General features: G+C 63.2%; 13 protein-coding genes and 4 tRNA genes. 15 read left to right on the forward strand and 2 right to left on the reverse strand.

The genetic code is table 11. The annotated features are described in order from the left end of the window. Nucleotides 1–32: 32 nt before the first annotated feature. From pgsA to FAY22_RS05920, 5 genes are all read left to right on the forward strand, one after another. On the forward strand, nt 33–617 hold the full coding sequence (gene pgsA, locus FAY22_RS05900) for a CDP-diacylglycerol--glycerol-3-phosphate 3-phosphatidyltransferase (protein ID WP_146329350.1): 585 nt from the start codon (nt 33–35) through the stop codon (nt 615–617). Nucleotides 618–676: 59 nt separating this feature from the next. Further along, nucleotides 677–752: transfer RNA gene (locus tag FAY22_RS05905), tRNA-Gly, on the forward strand. A 106-nt stretch (nt 753–858) separates the two neighbouring features. Further along, a tRNA-Gly gene (locus FAY22_RS05910) sits at nt 859–934 on the forward strand. Nucleotides 935–1,036: 102 nt separating this feature from the next. After that, a tRNA-Cys gene (locus FAY22_RS05915) sits at nt 1,037–1,110 on the forward strand. Between the two features lie 66 nt (nt 1,111–1,176). Further along, nucleotides 1,177–1,269, forward strand: a tRNA-Leu gene (locus tag FAY22_RS05920). Nucleotides 1,270–1,353: 84 nt separating this feature from the next. Here FAY22_RS05920 and FAY22_RS05925 read toward each other — a convergent pair. Beyond that, the gene (locus FAY22_RS05925) at nt 1,354–2,718 is read right to left on the reverse strand and encodes a sigma-54 dependent transcriptional regulator (RefSeq protein ID WP_146329351.1); all 1,365 of its coding nucleotides are present in this window, start codon (nt 2,716–2,718) and stop codon (nt 1,354–1,356) included. Then, the gene (locus FAY22_RS05930) at nt 2,711–4,396 is read right to left on the reverse strand and encodes a sensor histidine kinase (protein WP_146329352.1); all 1,686 of its coding nucleotides are present in this window, start codon (nt 4,394–4,396) and stop codon (nt 2,711–2,713) included. The genes FAY22_RS05925 and FAY22_RS05930 overlap by 8 nt, the downstream gene beginning before the upstream one ends. Before the next feature lie 459 nt (nt 4,397–4,855). Here FAY22_RS05930 and FAY22_RS05935 point away from each other — a divergent pair, with 459 nt between their 5' ends. The 10 genes from FAY22_RS05935 to gcvP all read left to right on the forward strand — a co-directional run bounded on the left by FAY22_RS05935 (nt 4,856) and on the right by gcvP (nt 17,633). Further along, nucleotides 4,856–6,220, forward strand: a complete 1,365-nt coding sequence (locus FAY22_RS05935; protein WP_146329353.1) for an ABC transporter substrate-binding protein — start codon at nt 4,856–4,858, stop codon at nt 6,218–6,220. A gap of 3 nt (nt 6,221–6,223) precedes the next feature. After that, nucleotides 6,224–7,543, forward strand: coding sequence for an ABC transporter substrate-binding protein (locus FAY22_RS05940; RefSeq protein ID WP_146329354.1), 1,320 nt, complete (start codon nt 6,224–6,226; stop codon nt 7,541–7,543). Nucleotides 7,544–7,656: 113 nt separating this feature from the next. Then, nucleotides 7,657–8,562, forward strand: a complete 906-nt coding sequence (locus FAY22_RS05945) for a branched-chain amino acid ABC transporter permease (RefSeq protein ID WP_146329355.1) — start codon at nt 7,657–7,659, stop codon at nt 8,560–8,562. Nucleotides 8,563–8,565: 3 nt separating this feature from the next. Then, nucleotides 8,566–9,537, forward strand: a complete 972-nt coding sequence (locus FAY22_RS05950) for a branched-chain amino acid ABC transporter permease (RefSeq protein ID WP_146329356.1) — start codon at nt 8,566–8,568, stop codon at nt 9,535–9,537. Further along, the gene (locus tag FAY22_RS05955; RefSeq protein WP_146329357.1) at nt 9,534–10,316 is read left to right on the forward strand and encodes an ABC transporter ATP-binding protein; all 783 of its coding nucleotides are present in this window, start codon (nt 9,534–9,536) and stop codon (nt 10,314–10,316) included. The genes FAY22_RS05950 and FAY22_RS05955 overlap by 4 nt, the downstream gene beginning before the upstream one ends. Continuing rightward, nucleotides 10,313–10,969: an ABC transporter ATP-binding protein gene (locus FAY22_RS05960; protein ID WP_146329358.1), complete on the forward strand. Its 657-nt coding sequence runs from the start codon at nt 10,313–10,315 to the stop codon at nt 10,967–10,969. The genes FAY22_RS05955 and FAY22_RS05960 overlap by 4 nt, the downstream gene beginning before the upstream one ends. A gap of 17 nt (nt 10,970–10,986) precedes the next feature. Continuing rightward, nucleotides 10,987–12,141, forward strand: a complete 1,155-nt coding sequence (locus FAY22_RS05965) for an iron-containing alcohol dehydrogenase (RefSeq protein ID WP_146329359.1) — start codon at nt 10,987–10,989, stop codon at nt 12,139–12,141. Nucleotides 12,142–12,164: 23 nt separating this feature from the next. Next, entirely contained in the window at nt 12,165–13,616 is a 1,452-nt protein-coding gene (gabD, locus tag FAY22_RS05970) for an NADP-dependent succinate-semialdehyde dehydrogenase (protein WP_146329360.1), read from the forward strand. 670 nt (nt 13,617–14,286) lie between these two features. Continuing rightward, complete coding sequence (gene gcvH, locus FAY22_RS05975; RefSeq protein ID WP_146329361.1) at nt 14,287–14,667, forward strand: glycine cleavage system protein GcvH; 381 nt, start codon at nt 14,287–14,289, stop codon at nt 14,665–14,667. 104 nt (nt 14,668–14,771) lie between these two features. Beyond that, a complete protein-coding gene (gene gcvP / locus FAY22_RS05980; RefSeq protein WP_146329362.1) occupies nt 14,772–17,633 on the forward strand; it encodes an aminomethyl-transferring glycine dehydrogenase in 2,862 nt (953 codons plus the stop codon). The last annotated feature ends 88 nt before the right edge of the window (nt 17,634–17,721 follow it).

Genomic DNA, 17,721 nt, shown 5'->3' on the forward strand with positions numbered 1-17,721 from the left:
CGATAATCGAGCTTATTCACCGACGCCGACATATGCCTTTTAATATTCCTATCCTGCTCACTTGGTTGCGTGTGGCGCTTATCCCGCTGGTGGTAGGCGTGTTCTATCTGCCCGATACCTGGTTGCCACCGCTGTCGAAGGGCATCGCTTCCAGCGCCATATTCATCGTGGCCGCAGTCACCGATTGGTTCGATGGATTTCTTGCGCGGCGTTGGAACGAGACATCCGCGTTTGGCGCCTTTCTCGATCCTGTGGCCGACAAGTTGATGGTTGCGGGCGCGCTGCTGGTGCTGGTCGAATTCGAGCGTGTTAATGCGGTCATCGCCTTCATCATCATCGGACGCGAGATCGCCATTTCGGCACTGCGCGAATGGATGGCGCAGATCGGCGCGTCCAAGTCGGTGGCGGTCAGTTCGATCGGTAAGATCAAGACGACCGCGCAGATGATCGCGATTCCGATGCTGCTGTTTAGCGATACCTTGTTTGGCGTGATCGATACCCGGTTTTGGGGTGCATGGTTGCTGGTGATCGCCGCCGTGCTGACCGTATGGTCGATGTTCTATTATCTGAAAAAGGCTTGGCCGTTGATCAAAGAAAGGTCAGGTCGATTGGAGTGAACGCTGCATTGTGCTTGACAAAAAGCGGCAAATCTCTATAATGCTTGTCTGTTGTGAACGCGGGAGTAGCTCAGTTGGTAGAGCGCAACCTTGCCAAGGTTGAGGTCGAGAGTTCGAGACTCTTCTCCCGCTCCAGGATTCGGAAAGGAAGCTATCCGGCTTCCTTTTTTTATTCTAGAGTGAGAGCCTAGTTTAGAGTGTCATCGCTAGGTTCCGGGTGTGCAAAATTGCAAGTTTATATGCGGGAGTAGCTCAGTTGGTAGAGCGCAACCTTGCCAAGGTTGAGGTCGAGAGTTCGAGACTCTTCTCCCGCTCCATATATCTGGGCAGGCTTTTCTGTCTTCCCTTGTTATGCAAGTCGCTTGTGTCGCAGGCGCAGCATGCTGCAATAGTAGTTTGTGGTTACAATAACCTTCCGCGGCGGGGTAGCAAAGTGGTTATGCAGCGGCCTGCAAAGCCGTCTACGCCGGTTCGATTCCGACCCCCGCCTCCAGTTTTCCAATAAAAAGCGCCGAGTGCGCTTTTTTTGCATGCGCGCCTGCTAAGCTTGTCGAACTATGCCCGAGTGGTGAAATTGGTAGACACAGCGGACTTAAAATCCGCCGCTTACCCGAGAGGGGGCGTACCGGTTCGATTCCGGTCTCGGGCACCAAAAACCTGTCGCATCTCGAATCATCCGAAACCCGCATGTTTACTGAATATCGCGGGTTTTTCGTCTCACAGGGAAGCGCTGGCCTTATCCCAGTCCCAATCGTTGCAGCCGTCGCTTGAAGGCATGGCGAGAAATCCCCAGCCGCTCGGCGGCCTGCCCCTTGTGCCCGCCGGCGTCGCGCAGTGCGGCCAGCATCATTTCCCTTTCCGTGCTCGCAAGAGCATCCTCGATGTTGGCCGCTCCCTGGGATGCGTGGATTGGCGCCGTCGCCGTCAGCGGTGCTTCTGCATCTACAAGTTCGCGGGGCAGCGTTTCCGCTCCGATTTCGGTTCCGGGGTAGAGAATGGTCAGGCGTTCAATCAAGTTCTTCAGCTCGCGTACGTTGCCCGGCCATCGGTATTGCATGAGAGCCTGCCTGGCGTCTTCCGATACGGTAATCGGCTTTGACCGCTCTTCGCGCGCGAACAGGCGTGAGAAATGCTCGATCAACGCGGGCACGTCCGAGGCGCGCTCGCGCAGCGGCGGAATATTGAGCTGGATGACGTTGAGGCGAAAATACAGGTCTTCGCGGAACGTTCCGGCGCGTGCCGCTGCCGCGAGGTCGCGGTTGGTGGCGGCGACGACGCGCACGTCCGACGTCTGGGCGCGCCCGCTGCCGATGGGCCGATACTGGCCGTTCTCCAGAAAATGCAGCAGCTTGGCTTGCAAGGGAAGCGGCAGCTCGCCGATTTCATCGAGAAACAGCGTGCCTTTGTCGGCCAGGGCAACCAGCCCGACGCGGCGCTGGTGGGCGCCGGTGTATGCGCCTTTTTCGGCGCCGAAAAGCTCGGCCTCGATCAGCTGTTCGGGCAATGACGCGCAGTTGATTTCGATGAAGGGCCCGGATGCGCGCGGGCTGGCCGAATGAACGGTGCGCGCAACCAGCGCCTTGCCGGTGCCGGACTCTCCCAATACGAGGATGCGCATGGCCGCGCTGGCGGCGATACGCTCGACGGTTCCCAGCAGATCGCGCATGGCGAGGCTGGCACCCAGCATGCCGGATTCCTGTATTGTTGCGCCGCGATGGAATTCCAGCTCGGCCGCCATCTGCCGCCGCTCCAGCGTAGCGTGGATGGTCATGGACAGGTCATCGAGATCGAACGGCTTGGTGATGTAATCGGCGGCGCCGAGCTTGACCGCTTTCACGGCGGAACGGGTGTCGCCGTGCGCCGAGATCATGATGACCTGGGCTTCGATCTGGCGTGCCTTTAGCGTTTCCAGCACGTCGAGGCCGGACATGTCGGGCAGTTTCAGGTCCAGCAGAATGAGGTCGGGCTGCAGCTCGGCGGCTTTTGCCAAGCCGTCGGCGGCCGTGCCGGCGCCGTGGACCGCATGGCCTTCGTCCTCCAGCGCAAAGGTAAGCGAGCGCACGAGATTGGACTCGTCGTCGATGATCAGGATGCTAGCCATCGTTGTTCTCGTAGATGGGGAAGTAAATGCGAACGGATGTCCCGCTGCCGGGCGTGCTGCGGATTTCCAGGCGACCGCCGTTCATCTCTGTGAGCTGGCGGGAAATGGAAAGGCCCAGGCCCATGCCCTTGGCCTTGGTGCTGTAAAAGGGGTCGGTGACGCGGGGCAGGGTGGCGGCCGGAATGCCGTGGCCGGTATCGCTGACGTCCAGCTCGGCCATGGATGTCAGGCGCAGCGCGCGCAGCACGACCGCGCCGCCTTCGTCGCAGGCCTGGATGGAATTGAGAGCCAGATTGAGCAGTATCTGTACGACGTGATCGGGGTCCGCATGCAGCACCAGGTCGGAATCGCCTTGCGCCGACAAGGCGACGCCGCGCGCAGTGGCTTCGGGGGCGAGCAACTGGATCACGCGGCGGAATACTTCGCGCACCGGAACGGCATCGGGCGCCGGCGGCCGCGGCCGGCCGAATTCCAGCAACTGGCTCACGACGCGCGCCAGGCGGTCGATTTCGTTTTCCATGTCGTCCAGCAGCTGCAGGCGCCGCGCGTCCTTCTCGCGACGCGCGAGCGCTTGCACGCTGGTCTTGACCGCCGCGAGAGGATTGCGCACCTCATGCGCGATCGTGGTGGCGAACTCGCCCAGCACGGCCAGTTTTTCCATGCGCACCATCTGCGCCAGCTGGGCCTCCAGGCTGGTCGCCATGGCATCGAAGGCGCGCGAGACGGTCGCGATTTCGTCCTGGCCAGGATCTGCGATCCGGTATTCGAGGCGGCCGGTGGAAATCGCCTGCGCCCCGTCCAGCAGCTGGCGCACGCGCTGCCGCAGGTTGACCGACATGCGGTAGAACAGGAGCACGATCAGGATGGCGCCCACCATGACGGCGATGAAGAGCGCGCGGCGCATGCGGTTGAATGGCGCTTCGAGCCTGGAGGTGTCGACCTGCAGGGCCACCTGCCAGCCGGGGAATATCTCCGGGCCGAGCACCAGCTTGCCGGCCGGGCGTGCTGCATGGCCGACGCTGTTGAAGTAGCCCGTCGGCGTTTTCAGGAGCGGCTCCAGCGTGCCCTCCGCCGTCGCGCCGCCCATGAGCTCGGTCAGCGAGGCAAGGCGTACATGGAGCGCGACATGCCCTGCGGGGCCGCGGCCGGGCTGCGCCTCGCCCAAGGGGTGACGCAGCAGCAGCCAGCCCGATTCGCCATCGCGCGGCGCGGCAGGACCGACCAGTTCCATGTCGCCGACCAGGGTTCGAGGCAGGCCGGTCGTGTGGAACGCCGCGTCGCTCCAGTAGGGCGGGCCGGATGCCGCCTGGCCCGGAATGACTTTTTGCAGCGCCTCGTCGGCAGAGAAAAACAGGATACCGAACAAATCCGGCAGGTCCGATTCGACTTGGAGCAGCGCGCTGACCTGTTGCGATGCCAGTCCCTGGCGCGTGTCGACGAGCTGGTTAATGCCGGGGAAATTGGCCAGCGTTTCGGCTTGATAGCGCCGCGCCTCGATGAAGGACGACAGGCGGCTGGCGGTTGCGGTGAGCTGCGCCGACAGCTTTTCCTCCAGTACGGTCTGGAACGCCGATTCGGAAAACCGGTCGTACAGCAGGCCGACCCAGACCACCGGTATGGCGGATGCCAGCAGGGACAGGATGAGATAGCGGCGGATGATGCTTTTCTTGATAGCCATCGGATAGGGGCTGGCTGGGGGAGCGGACGATACGAATATTTGCACACAGGCAAAGAACGTGCCGCCAGCGGCTGGCACCGCTGCCGTGACGGCGCCTCGTTACCGATATGCTTCGGCGGCCGGCGCGACCACAGGGATCCATCCCCGGCGCGGGCCTGCAAGCCGCGCATCACTTAAAAATTTCCAAAACTCAAGTTTGAGCGGTTTCCGCTCGCTCCGTCAATCATTTCGAGCGAAAACCGCTCGGGCGAGCGGCTCTTCCGCGCTCGCGGCCATCGCTGGCGATGCGGCCGCCGTCGGCATCGCCAGCGATGGCGTGCCTTCTCAGCCAATTCTTTCGTTTCGGCAAAAGCTGGCACACTGCTTGCGATGTGTTGCTCAAGCGAATTATCGAGTGTCTTGAGCCACCGCGACGGTGCCCATAGCGCCTTTCTGATTTTTCGCCGAGGAGGAGACCCCATGTTCAGATCAACCCACGCCCTGCGCTGTTGCGATTGGCTGTCCCGCGAGTTCGCGGGGCTGGCCTGCGCTGTCGCGAGCCTGCTGTTTGCCGCCTGCGGCGAGGCGCAGGCGCGGATTGAACTCGGCGCGCCGGCGGATCAGGCCGATGCCGTCGTGGGGTGCATGTTTCCCCTGACCGGGTGGGGCGCGCTTTACGGCCGCGATAGTATCGGCGGCATCAAGGTGGCCCTGGCCGACCTGCAGGCGGACTTGGGGGCGAAAGACGCGCCGAAATTGCGCATCCTGGTCGAGGACGACCGCTCCAAGGCTTCGTTTGCGCAGCGCATCGCCGAAGACTACGTCAGGCGCGATCATGCGCGCTTCCTGTGCGGCATCGTCAGTTCCGGCGTGGCCCAGGCGGTCAGCCGCGTGGCCCGGGAGCGCGGCGTGCTGATGATCGGCACCGATCATGCGTCGTCGCGCCTGACGATCGAAGAATTCCACCGCTACTACTTCCGGTTGTCCAACGACACCTACACCTCGATGGCGGCCGGGGCCCGCTATCTGGCCGACCTGCAGAAGAAGGCGGGCTGGAAGCGCCTCGTCTTCCTCGGCTCGGACTACGACTACGGCCATATCGCATGGCGCGACCTCAAGGGCAACCTGGACCGGCTCGGCGTGAAATACACGGTGGCGGGCGAATACTGGACCAAGTTGTACGAGCCGGATTACTCCACGTATATCGAGCAAGTCGCGAAAACCGGGGCCGATGTCGCCGTGGTCGGATTGTGGGGCGGAGATTTCGTCACCTTCCTCAAGCAGGCGGTGTCGAGTGGCCTGAACGCCAAGATGCGTATTGCGAACTTCGATACCGGCGGCAGCTACGACACGCTGGTGTCGCTCGGCGAGCAGGCACCGACCGGCCTGATCCTGTCGGGCCGCCATCACAACAACTGGCCGGATACCGCCCGTAACCGCAAGTTCGTTGCCGATTTCCACCGGCTTGAAGGCCGCTATCCCACTTATGTCGCCGAAGGCGCCTACAGCGGCATCGTCGCCATGGGCCGGGCGCTGGCCATCGCGGGCAAGCATGCGACCACAGACAAGCTGATCGCCACGCTGGAAGGCCTGCGCCTGAACCTGCCGGAAGACCCGGAAGGGTACAGCTCCTGGATCGATCCGAATACGCATCAGATCGTGCAGGCGCAGGCGATCGGGGAAGTGGTGCCGAACCATGATTTCCCGCCGGCGCAGGTGATGCTGTCCAACTGGACCGTCTATCCCGCCGAGGCCCTGCGCCCGCCCGCCGGCCTGATTCAAGAACGCCGGGCACGCGCCCGCGCAAAACCGCCCGCAGTCCAACCACCACCAAAGGAGAAGTAGTTCATGCGCGTTTCACGTCCATCCGCACGCAAGGCCGGCCTCGCCATCGCCGCCATGTCCGTCGCCGTTTCGGCGGCCTTCGCTCCGGCCGCCCAGGCGGCTGACAACGGCAAGTTCCGCCTTGGCATCGTCACTTTCCTGTCCGGCAGCGCCGCCGGACCGTTCGGCGTGCCGGCCGCCAATGCCGCCAAGTTGACCGTGGAAGCCTTGAATGCGGGTGCATTGCCGGCCCCTTACAACAAGAAGGGCATCAACGGCATGGAAATCGAAACCGTCATCATCGATGAGAACGGCGGCGCCACCAAGCAGGTCGAGGAATTCCGCAACCTGGTGCAGCGCCAGAAGGTCGATGCCGTGATCGGCTACATTTCCTCCGGCGACTGCCTGGCGATCGCCCCGGTGGCCGAGGAACTGAAGACGCCGACCGTCTTCTTCGACTGCGGCACCTCGCGCCTGTTCGAAACCGTCAAGTCGCCGAAGTACAGCTTCCGTACCGGCCTCGACGCGGTGGTCGACAACGTTGCGCTGGCGCGCTATGTCACGGAAACGCGTCCCAACCTGAAGAGCGTCGCCAGCATCCAGCAAAACTATTCCTTCGGCCAGGATTCCTGGAACGACTTCATCCTGACGCTCAAGCATCTCAAGCCTGAAATCAAGGTGGTTTCGGAGCAGTGGCCGAAAGTGATGCAGGGCCAGTACGGCGCCGAAATCTCCGCGCTGTCCGTCGCCAAGGCCGACCTGGTGCACTCCAGCTTCTGGGGCGGCGACATGGAAGCGCTGATGCTGCAAGGGTCGGCGCGCGGCCTGTTCGACAAGAGCCCGATCGCTCTGACTTGCGGCGACACCGGCGTCGAAGACTTCAAGGACAAGGTGCCCAATGGCGTGATCATCGGCGCGCGCGGCCCGTACGGCATCTTCGCTCCGCAGAACCCGCTGAACGACTGGTTCCGCCCGAAGTTCACGGCGCAGTTCAAGGAATGGCCGACCTATCCGGCTTACAAGATGGTCCAGGCCATCCTCGCGGTCAAGGCCAGCGCCGAAAAAACCGGCAAGCCGAACGCGATGCCGACCGCGGATAACGTCATCCAGGGCATGAAGGGCCTGACCTTCGAAGCCCCGAGCGGCACGGTGCGCATGGCCAGCGCCGGCGGCCACCAGGCGGTGCAGGGCGTGTCCTACGGCGAGTACCAGTACGACCCGAAGACCAAGAAGGGCTCCGTCACCAAGGTCAAGAGCTATGCCGCCGAATGCCTGATGCCGCCGGACGGCACGACCGCCGCCGACTGGATCAAGGCTGGCATGCCGGGAGCCAAGTGCAAGTAATGCAGTGACCTTTCCGCCGGCGTCGCTGCGACGCCGGCGGCGCCAGCGCGTCCTCCGGACCGGCCCGCCCGATGCGGCGCCCGGCGGGCGCGCCCGCTTCCCTACAAAATACTATGAATACCCTATTCGCAATCCTCATCGACGGGATGATTTACGCATCCTGGCTGTTTCTCGTCGCCGCAGGCCTCACCGTGATCTACGGCGTGATGCGTATCCTGAACATGGCGCACGGCAGCTTCTATGCCATCGGCGCCTATAGTGCCGCCTCGCTGGTGGGCTGGTACTTCAACGGCGACGGCGACTCGTCGCCTTACTGGAGCTACGCACTGCTGCTCGGCTGCGCGCTCGTCGCCGGCCTGGTGGTCGGGCTGGTGGTGGAGCAGGGCCTGCTGCGCTTCATGCGCGGCCGCGACGAAACGCTGATGGTGATCGTCACTTATGCCTTGCTGCTCATTCTCGAAGATGCCACCAAGCTGCTGTGGGGCGTCGATCCGTATTTCGCGTACCAGCCATACCGCCTGCTGGGCCAGAGTGCGGTAGGCGACGCGCTGAGCTTCGCCAACTATGACCTTGCGCTGGTCGTCGTCTCCATCCTCGTCGGCCTCGCCGCCTGGTATGCGCTGAACCGCACCAACAAGGGCCGCCTGCTGCGTGCCGTGATCCATGACCGGGAAGTGGCGATGGCCATGGGCGTCAATGTCAACGTGATGTTCGCCGTGACCTTCGTTATCGGTTCGATGCTGGGCGCGCTGGCCGGTGCGCTGACCGCCCCGGCGATCTCGGTCACGCCGGGCATCGGCATCGAAGTCATCGTGCTCGCCTTCGCGGTGGTCGTGGTCGGCGGCCTGGGCAGCATCGGCGGCGCCGCAGCCGGCGCGCTGCTGGTCGGGCTGACCCGTTCGTTCGCCGTCCATCTTGCGCCCGAGATCGAGCTGTTCGTGATCTACGGCGTCATGTTCCTGGTGCTTGCGGTACGTCCGCAAGGCATGTTCGGACAGATTCTTGCAAGGAAGATCTAACTCATGCGTACTGAATTTTCATTATTGGCCGCAGCTGCCGTCGTCGCCGCCGGCGGCTTTCTGGCGCCGGACTGGCTGAGCTTTTTGCTCACGCTCGCCTTCGCCAAGGCGCTGGTGGTGCTGGGCGTCGTGGTACAGATGCGTGTCGGCCTGGTGACCTTCGGCCAGGCGCTGTTCTACTGCGCCGGCGGCTATGCAGCCGGCCTGGCGATGCAATACCTGGGCGTGCGCGATGCCTTTGCCCTGCTGGTGCTGGGCGTGGCCGTCGCGGTGGCGTTCGCCGCCGTTTGCGGTCTGCTGCTGGCGCGCTACCGCGACATCTTCTTTGCGATGCTGACCATGGCGCTGTCCATGGTGCTGTTCGGCGTACTGGTCAAGTCCTCGGCGCTTGGCTCGACCGACGGCTTCAACGTATCGATGCCGACCTACTTCGGCTGGGAGCCGTCGCCGGAGACCGCCAAGCGAATCGTTTTCCTGCTGACCGTCGGTGTGAGCGCAGTGGCCGCGATCACTTTCCACCGCCTGATGAAATCGGGCCTGGGGCTGATTTCGGAAGCGATCCGCGAAAACGAGGTGCGCGTCGAGTACCTCGGCGTTTCCCCGCGCGCCGCCATCTACGCCAACTACCTCTTTGCCGCCGGCATCTCCGCGCTGGGCGGCGGCCTGACCGCGCTGGCCACCGGCCACATCGACCCCGACATGGCGGTCTGGACCACTTCCGGCGAGTTCGTGTTCATCGCGATCCTGGGCGGCACCGGCCACGTGGCCGCGCCGTTCCTCGCCGCCATCGTGTTTGCCGCGGTGCGCACCTTCGCGATCCAGGAAGCGCCGCACACCTGGCAAATGATGCTGGGCGCCGTGCTGCTGGTCCTGGTCATCTTCCTGCCCAAGGGCTTGTGGAGCCTGGTCGGCAAGCGCCGCCGGGACTCCGGGGACGCAACTGTCGCCAACACTACTGCCAAGGTGAACGCATGAGCGCAATTCTGGAAACCATCGACCTGCAGCGCACCTTCGGCGCGGTGGTCGCCGCGCGCAACATCAATGTGCGCATCAACAAGGGCGAGGTGGTCGGCGTGATCGGCTCCAACGGCGCCGGCAAGACGACCTTCATCAACATGGTCACCGGCTACCTGCCGCCGTCCGGCGGCAAGATCCTGTTCGAAGGCCAGCCCATCATCGGCCGTGCCTCGCGCGAAATCACCCGCATGGGCATGGCGCGCTCGTTCCAGGTGGCGCAGCTGTTCCCGCAACTCACCGTACTGGACAACGTCATGGTGGCGCTGGTGTCGGCGGAAAGCCCGCGCCCGTCCTTCATGGCGGCCTACGACACGCCGGCGCGGCGCCGCCGAGCGCTCGACATCCTCGACGAATTCGGCGTGGGCCATCTGGCCAGCTCGCTGGTCAGCGCCATTCCGCAGGGCGCGCGCAAGCTGATCGACATCGCCATGGCCCTGGTCAGCAATCCGCGCATGCTGCTGCTCGATGAGCCGACTTCCGGCGTCAGCGTCGAGGAAAAATTCCCGCTGATGGATACCGTGATGGAGGCGGTGCGCCACCACGGCACTACCGTCCTGTTCGTGGAACACGACATGGATATCGTGGCACGCTACGTATCCCGCATCCTCGCGTTCTACAGCGGGGAAATCATCGCCGACGGCGAGCCTGCCGAGGTGCTCGGCAACGAGCGCGTACAGGAACTGGTCATCGGCCACCACATCGTTCCCGCGCAGATCCTGGAAGGAAAATCAGCATGAGCCAGCCGCTGCTCTCGATTCAACATCTGAACGTCGCCATCGACCGCATTCCCATCCTGCGCAATGTCTGCATGGATGTGCAGAAGGGAAGCATGGTCGGCCTCATCGGCCGCAATGGCGCCGGCAAGACCACGCTGATGCGTTCCATCATGGGGCTGATGCAGCTCGAAGCGAAAAAACTCGATGTGGCGGGCGAAAACCTGGTCAAGGTCGCGGCGCACGGCCGCGCCTCGCGCGGCATCAGCTACCTGCCGGAAGACCGCCGCCTGATCCCGTCGCTGACGGTCGAGGAAAACGTGCTGCTGCCCGCATGGGCCAACGGCATCGCGGATGCGGCCAAGCGCCTCGAATGGATTTACGGACTGATGCCCGAGGTCAGGGAGTTCCGCGACCGCCGCGCGCTGCAGCTGTCCGGCGGCCAGCAGAAGCTGGTGGCGCTGGCGCGCGCGCTGATGCCGGGACGCACGCTGCTGCTGCTCGACGAACCCTTCGAAGGCGTCGCCCCGGTGCTCTCGCGCCGCCTGACGGAGGTGATCGCCACGCTGCGCAACGAGGGCATGTCCATCATCCTGTCCGAATCCGACGACACCCATTCCGCCGACCTCGTCGACCGCGTGTTCCGTATCGAACGCGGCGTCGTCACCGCCGGCTAACCACCAGGAGAACTCAGATGTCTCAATTCGTATTTGAAACGGCGCCGAAAATCGTGTGCGAGCAGGGCGCTTCCAGGCAGCTCGGCGCGCTGGCTTCCCAGCTCGGCGTGAGCCACATGTTCGTCGTCACCGACCGTTTTCTGCATGAGTCCGGCTTGCTCGCCGGCGCGCTGGAAAGCCTGGCGGCCGCCGGCATCAAGGCGACCGTATTCTCCGACGTGCTCGCCGATCCGCCGGAGGCCAGCGTGCTGGCCGCGGTCGAACAGGCGCGCAAGGCAGGCGTGGACGGCGTCGCCGGTTTCGGCGGCGGCAGTTCCATGGACACCGCCAAGCTGGTCGCGCTGCTGGTGAAAACGCCGCAATCGCTACCCGAAATTTATGGCATCGGCCTGGCGCGCGGCCCGCGCCTGCCGCTGGTGCAGGTGCCGACCACTGCCGGCACGGGCTCGGAAGTGACGGCGATCTCCATCCTGACGACGCCGAGCAATGAAAAGAAGGGCGTCGTCTCGTCCCTGCTGTATCCGGACGTGGCGCTGCTCGACAGCCTGCTCACGCTCGGCCTGCCGCCGCGCATCACCGCCATGACCGGCGTCGACGCCATGGTCCATGCGATCGAATCCTTCACGACCCGCACCAAGAAGAATCCGCTGTCGGATTCGCTGGCGATGCGCGCGCTGACCCTGTTGTACAACAACATCCGCACGGTCATCCGCGACGGCGCCGACGCCGATGCGCGCGAGGCGATGCTGCTCGGTTCGCTGTTCGCCGGCATGGCCTTCGCCAACGCGCCTGTCGCGGCGGTGCATGCGCTGGCTTACCCGCTCGGCGGGCACTACCACCTGCCGCACGGGTTGACCAACGCGCTGGTGCTGGTCCCCGTGCTGGAATTCAACCGCGATGCCGCCGCGCCGCTGTATGCGGAACTCGCGCGCGCCATGCTGCCCGGCCGCAGCTTTGCGAACGATGCGGAAGCGACCGGCGCGTTCATCGATGCGATTCGCACGCTGGTGGCCGAGATGCCCTTCGAGCAGGACTTGAAGAGCGCCGGCGTGCCGGAATCCGACCTGGAAATGCTGGCCAGAGATGCGATGAACGTGCAGCGCCTGCTGGTTAACAACCCGCGCGACGTCAGCTATGAAGATGCACTGGCGATTTATCGCGCAGCCTATTGATCCTTTTTCTCTTGTCCGACACCATGCAACTCAAAGATCCCAGCCTTTTTAAACAAAAAGCCTACATCGACGGCAGCTGGATTGTTGCCGACCATGGCGGCACGAATGCGATCCGCAATCCTGCCAATGGCGAAACCATCGCGCATGTGCCCGATATGGGCGCGGCCGAAACGCGGCGGGCCATCGAAGCGGCCGACTCGGCATTGCCGGCCTGGCGCGCGAAGACCGCCAAGGAACGTGCCGCCGTCCTGCGCCGCTGGTTCGAGCTGATCCTGGCCAATCAGGAAGACCTGGCGCGCATCATGACACTGGAGCAGGGCAAGCCGCTGGCGGAAGCGCGCGGCGAAGTCGCCTACGGCGCTTCCTTCATCGAATGGTTCGCGGAAGAGGGCAAGCGTGTTTACGGCGACGTCATCCCGGCGCCGACGGGCGACAAGCGCCTGGTCGTCATCAAGCAGCCGGTCGGCGTCACGGCGGCGATCACGCCGTGGAACTTCCCGATCGCGATGATCACGCGCAAAGTCGGCCCCGCCCTTGCCGCCGGCTGCACCTCCGTCGTCAAGCCTGCCGAAGCCACGCCGTTGTCGGCGCTGGCGCTGGCCGAGCTGGGCGAACGCGCCGGCATTCCGAAGGGCGTGCTCAACATCGTCACCACCGCCCGCCCCGCGGAAGTGGGCGGGGAGCTGACGTCCAACCCTGTCGTGCGCAAGCTCAGCTTTACCGGCTCCACGCCGGTCGGCAAGCGGCTGATGGCGCAGTGCGCCGACACGGTCAAGCGCGTATCACTGGAATTGGGCGGCAATGCGCCGTTCATCGTGTTCGACGACGCCGATATCGATGCCGCCGTGCGCGGCGCGATCGCGTCCAAATACCGCAATGCCGGCCAAACCTGCGTCTGCGCCAACCGTTTCATCGTGCAGGATGGCGTGTACGACCGGTTCGCGGAAAAACTCGCAGAGGCAGTCCGCGCCATGAAGGTCGGCGACGGCCTGCAGCAGGACGTGCAGATTGGCCCGTTGATCAACCAGGCTGCCATCGGCAAGGTGGACAATCTGGTCGCCGACGCGGTCTCCAAGGGGGCGAAAGCCATCATTGGCGGCGCGCGTCATGCGCTGGGCGGCAACTTCTATGCACCGACCGTGCTGACAAACGTGACCTCGGCAATGGCTGTCGCGCAGGAGGAAATCTTCGGGCCGGTCGCGCCGCTGTTCCGTTTCAAGACGGACGAGGAAGCCGTGGCGCTGGCCAACAATACCCGTTACGGACTGGCGGCGTATTTCTATTCGCGCGATATCGGCCGCGTATGGCGCGTCGCCGAGCAGCTCGAATATGGCATGGTTGGCATCAATGAAGGACTGATTTCCAACGAGGTCGCTCCTTTCGGTGGAGTGAAGGAGTCCGGGATCGGCCGCGAAGGCTCGCATTACGGCATCGACGAGTACCTGCAGATCAAGTATCTCTGCATGGGAGTGTAACCAGGCAGAAAGCGCTTGAAGCCGATCGAAACGCGTGGCAGGCAGCATCGCTGCCGGCGGTTCTTCGGCTTTCAAATATCGCTTTAAAGCAATAAAATGCAATCGCCTTTTGCTTTGTCGGGGCATTGTCAGTGCCGTTAGCTTGAGGCCCGGGCTATTATGGCTCGGCTTTCGATGCCGGTATCGGCACCCCGTGAACGACCCTGTTGAACGATTCATATCACCCGCATGACCCTGAGCACTGAGCAGGCATGCGGGTTTTTTTACGCCTGCCTCAGCCGCATCTGCGGTCGCCGGCCTTGCATCTGGCCTTGTCTGACGGGCAAGGCATTCCTGCCGCAAATCCTTATTTTTTATATTAATAAAAATACGTGGAAATTTTTAAAAATAAATAAAATGCCGACAAAACATTTGAATTATCGATGTTTTGTGGGGTGCAATTGAATACAATAAAAATATGTAACGCACTAAAATCTGCCCCATGCGCGGCAGTCGATGCTAGGAGGGGCTGGCTACCGCCTGTCAGCGAAATACTCGCCGTAAAACAAGAATTTTTGCGCGATGCGAAGTGTCTGAGTTCAGCGCGATGCAATACATCGAGCGCTGCCGGCCGCTTCGCATTCGTTCGCATCACCGATGTCGATTAATCACTTTCAGAAGGAGAGGGCAAATGAGCAAGACCGTATATACGCAGGAGCATGAGTGGCTGCGCATCGAGGACGATGGTTCGGTGACGGTGGGGATTACCGATTATGCGCAGGATCATCTCGGCGATATCGTCTATGTCCAGTTGCCCGAAACCGGGCGTGAATTCACAAAGGGCGAGGAAGCCGCGGTGATCGAGTCGGTCAAGACGGCCGGCGAGATCCTGATGCCGGCCGCCGGCGTCGTCACCGAGATCAACACCGCGCTGGCCGACGAGCCGGCCAAGGTCAATGAAGATCCGCTGGGCGCCGGCTGGTTCTTCAAGTTCAAGGTGACTGAGCCGGGCGAGCTGGATGGCTTGCTGGATGAAGCCGGCTACAAGGCCTATATCGAAACGCTGCATTAACGCCGGCGCCGCGGCGGGAACCCGCCGCGAACACGTTTTTACGCTGATTTGGAATCGCAATCGGCACCCACCATTTTCAATTTGTATCGAGAGGTAGGAAAACCATGGTTCAGAAACGAGCTGCTTTTGAGGATTTGCAGCAGCATACGGATTTCATCGGCAGGCATATCGGGCCGGCGGAGCCGGAAAAGAAGGCAATGCTCGCAGCACTCGGCTTTGAGTCCATGGATGCCTTCATCAAGAAGGTGGTGCCGGCGGCGATCCTGACCGACAAGGCGCTCGAGCTGGGGACGCCGCGCAACGAATCGGAAGTCCTGGAAGAGCTGCGCGCGATCGCGTCCAAGAACCAGGTCTTCAAATCCTATATCGGCATGGGTTACTACAATACCCACACGCCGGCGGTCATTCTGCGCAACCTGCTGGAAAACCCGGCCTGGTACACCGCGTACACGCCGTATCAGCCGGAGATTTCGCAGGGCCGCCTGGAAGCGCTGCTGAACTTCCAGACCATGATTTCGGACCTGACCGGCATGGAAATCGCGAACGCATCGCTGCTGGACGAGGCGACCGCCGCCGCCGAAGCGATGACCTTCTGCCAGCGCGTTTCCAAGAGCAAGAGCAAGACCTTCTTCGTGTCGCAGGAATGCTTCCCGCAGACCATCGACGTGGTGCGCACCCGTGCCGAGCCGATCGGCGTGCAGGTGGTCGTCGGCGACCATCGCAAGGATATCGATTCGCTCGACTGCTTCGGCGTGCTGCTGCAGTATCCGACGCTCGACGGCGAAATCCATGATTACAAGGACGTCGTCGCCAAGGCGCACGGCAAGGATGCGCTGGTGGTGGTCGCCGCCGACCTGCTGGCTTTGACCGTGCTGACGCCGCCGGGAGAATTCGGCGCCGACGTAGCTATCGGTTCCGCCCAGCGTTTCGGCGTGCCGCTCGGTTACGGCGGCCCGCATGCCGCGTATTTCGCCACGCGCGACGCGAACAAGCGCCTGATGCCGGGGCGCGTGGTCGGCGTGTCGATCGACAGCCGCGGCGACAAGGCGTATCGCCTGGCGTTGCAGACCCGCGAACAGCATATCCGCCGCGAGAAGGCAACCTCCAACGTGTGTACCGCGCAGGTCCTGCTTGCCAATATCGCCAGCATGTTCGCCGTCTATCACGGCCCGCTGGGGCTGAAGACGATCGCGCAGCGCGTGCATCGCCTGACCGCGACGCTCGCCGCCGGCCTGCGCAAGCTGGATTGCGAAGTCGCCACATCGGCATTCTTCGACACCATCGTGGTGAAGACCGGCGGCCGCACGCAGCAGATTCACGAAGCCGCACGCAAGCAGGCGATCAACCTGCGCGTGGCCGACGGCGAAACGGTCGGCATTTCGCTCGACGAGACGACGACCCCGGCCGACGTCGAGGCGCTGTGGGGCATTTTTGCCGACGGCAAGGCGATTCCGGCATTCGCGGCAATCGAAGCCGACGTGAGCGATCGCATCCCAGCATCGCTCGTCCGCACCAGTGATTTCCTCGCGCATCCGGTGTTCAACACCCACCATTCCGAAACCGAACTGCTGCGCTACCTGCGCAAGCTGTCCGACAAGGACCTTGCGCTGGATCGCAGCATGATTCCGCTCGGCTCCTGCACGATGAAGCTGAACGCGACGACCGAAATGATCCCGGTCACCTGGAAGGAATTCGGTGAAATCCATCCGTTCGCGCCGCTCGAGCAGGCGCAGGGCTACCACCAGATGATCACCGAGCTGGAGCAGATGCTGGTTGCCTGCACCGGCTACGACGCCGTGTCGCTGCAGCCGAACGCCGGCTCGCAGGGCGAATACGCCGGCCTGCTGGCGATCCGCGGCTATCACCAGAGCCGCGGCGAGGGACACCGCAACGTCTGCCTGATCCCGAGCTCCGCGCACGGCACCAATCCGGCGACGGCGCACATGGCCGGCATGCAGGTGGTGGTCGTGGCTTGCGACGAGCGCGGCAACGTGGATATCGCGGACCTCAAGACGAAGGCCGAGAAGCATGCGAACGACCTCGCGGCGATCATGATCACCTATCCGTCCACGCATGGCGTATTCGAGGAAGCGGTGCGCGAAGTGTGCGAGATCGTGCATTCGCACGGCGGCCAGGTCTACATCGACGGCGCCAACATGAACGCGATGGTCGGCCTGTGCGCCCCTGGCAAGTTCGGCGGCGACGTGTCGCACCTGAACCTGCACAAGACCTTCTGCATTCCGCATGGCGGCGGTGGACCGGGTGTCGGCCCGATCGGCGTGAAGTCGCACCTGGCGCCGTTCCTGCCGGGGCACCGCATGCTGGAAAAGCACGCGGCGCCGGTATGCGCTGCGCCGTGGGGCAGCGCCAGCATCCTGCCGATCAGCTGGACCTACATCAAGCTGATGGGCAGCCAGGGCCTGAAGGCGGCCAGCGAAATGGCGATCCTCAACGCGAACTATATCGCCAAGCGCCTGGAGCCGCATTTCCCGATCCTGTACACCGGCACCAACGGCCTGGTGGCGCACGAGTGCATCGTCGACCTGCGTCCACTGAAGGACACTGGCGTCACCGTCGACGACGTGGCCAAGCGCCTGATGGACTTTGGCTTCCACGCGCCGACCATGTCGTTCCCGGTGCCGGGCACGCTGATGATCGAGCCGACCGAGAGCGAATCGAAGGAAGAACTCGATCGCTTCTGCGCAGCGATGATCGCCATTCGCGAAGAGATCCGCGCCGTCGAGCAGGGCGTCTACAAGGCGGAGGAGAGCCCGCTGCGCAACGCGCCGCATACAGCGATGGATATTACCGGCGAGTGGAACCGCCCGTACTCGCGCGAGCAGGCTGTATTCCCGGTCAGCTCCCTGCGCGAGGGCAAGTACTGGCCGCCGGTCGGGCGGGTCGACAACGTGTACGGCGACCGTAACCTGGTCTGCGCGTGCCCGCCGATGTCCGACTACGAATAAGGCCGGCTCCGGAGCGCGCCGAATTTTATAAGAGCGCGACAGCAGGGCATTTTGTCCTCTCCCCATGGCGGGAGAGGAACAACCAAGG

It is taken from the genome of Noviherbaspirillum sp. UKPF54 (genome assembly GCF_007874125.1).
In the GTDB taxonomy this organism is placed as follows: Bacteria; Pseudomonadota; Gammaproteobacteria; order Burkholderiales; family Burkholderiaceae_D; genus Noviherbaspirillum.

Bases quoted from the DNA above. Each gene is read 5' to 3' on its own strand.
- FAY22_RS05945 (WP_146329355.1), top strand. From the start codon at position 7,657: ATGAATACCCTATTCGCAATCCTCATCGACGGGATGATTTACGCATCC.
- gcvH (WP_146329361.1), top strand. From the start codon at position 14,287: ATGAGCAAGACCGTATATACGCAGGAGCATGAGTGGCTGCGCATCGAG.
- FAY22_RS05925 (WP_146329351.1), bottom strand. From the start codon at position 2,718: ATGGCTAGCATCCTGATCATCGACGACGAGTCCAATCTCGTGCGCTCG.
- FAY22_RS05950 (WP_146329356.1), top strand. From the start codon at position 8,566: ATGCGTACTGAATTTTCATTATTGGCCGCAGCTGCCGTCGTCGCCGCC.
- FAY22_RS05965 (WP_146329359.1), top strand. From the start codon at position 10,987: ATGTCTCAATTCGTATTTGAAACGGCGCCGAAAATCGTGTGCGAGCAG.
- gcvP (WP_146329362.1), top strand. From the start codon at position 14,772: ATGGTTCAGAAACGAGCTGCTTTTGAGGATTTGCAGCAGCATACGGAT.
- pgsA (WP_146329350.1), top strand. From the start codon at position 33: ATGCCTTTTAATATTCCTATCCTGCTCACTTGGTTGCGTGTGGCGCTT.
- FAY22_RS05960 (WP_146329358.1), top strand. From the start codon at position 10,313: ATGAGCCAGCCGCTGCTCTCGATTCAACATCTGAACGTCGCCATCGAC.
- FAY22_RS05930 (WP_146329352.1), bottom strand. From the start codon at position 4,396: ATGGCTATCAAGAAAAGCATCATCCGCCGCTATCTCATCCTGTCCCTG.
- FAY22_RS05940 (WP_146329354.1), top strand. From the start codon at position 6,224: ATGCGCGTTTCACGTCCATCCGCACGCAAGGCCGGCCTCGCCATCGCC.
- FAY22_RS05955 (WP_146329357.1), top strand. From the start codon at position 9,534: ATGAGCGCAATTCTGGAAACCATCGACCTGCAGCGCACCTTCGGCGCG.
- gabD (WP_146329360.1), top strand. From the start codon at position 12,165: ATGCAACTCAAAGATCCCAGCCTTTTTAAACAAAAAGCCTACATCGAC.
- FAY22_RS05935 (WP_146329353.1), top strand. From the start codon at position 4,856: ATGTTCAGATCAACCCACGCCCTGCGCTGTTGCGATTGGCTGTCCCGC.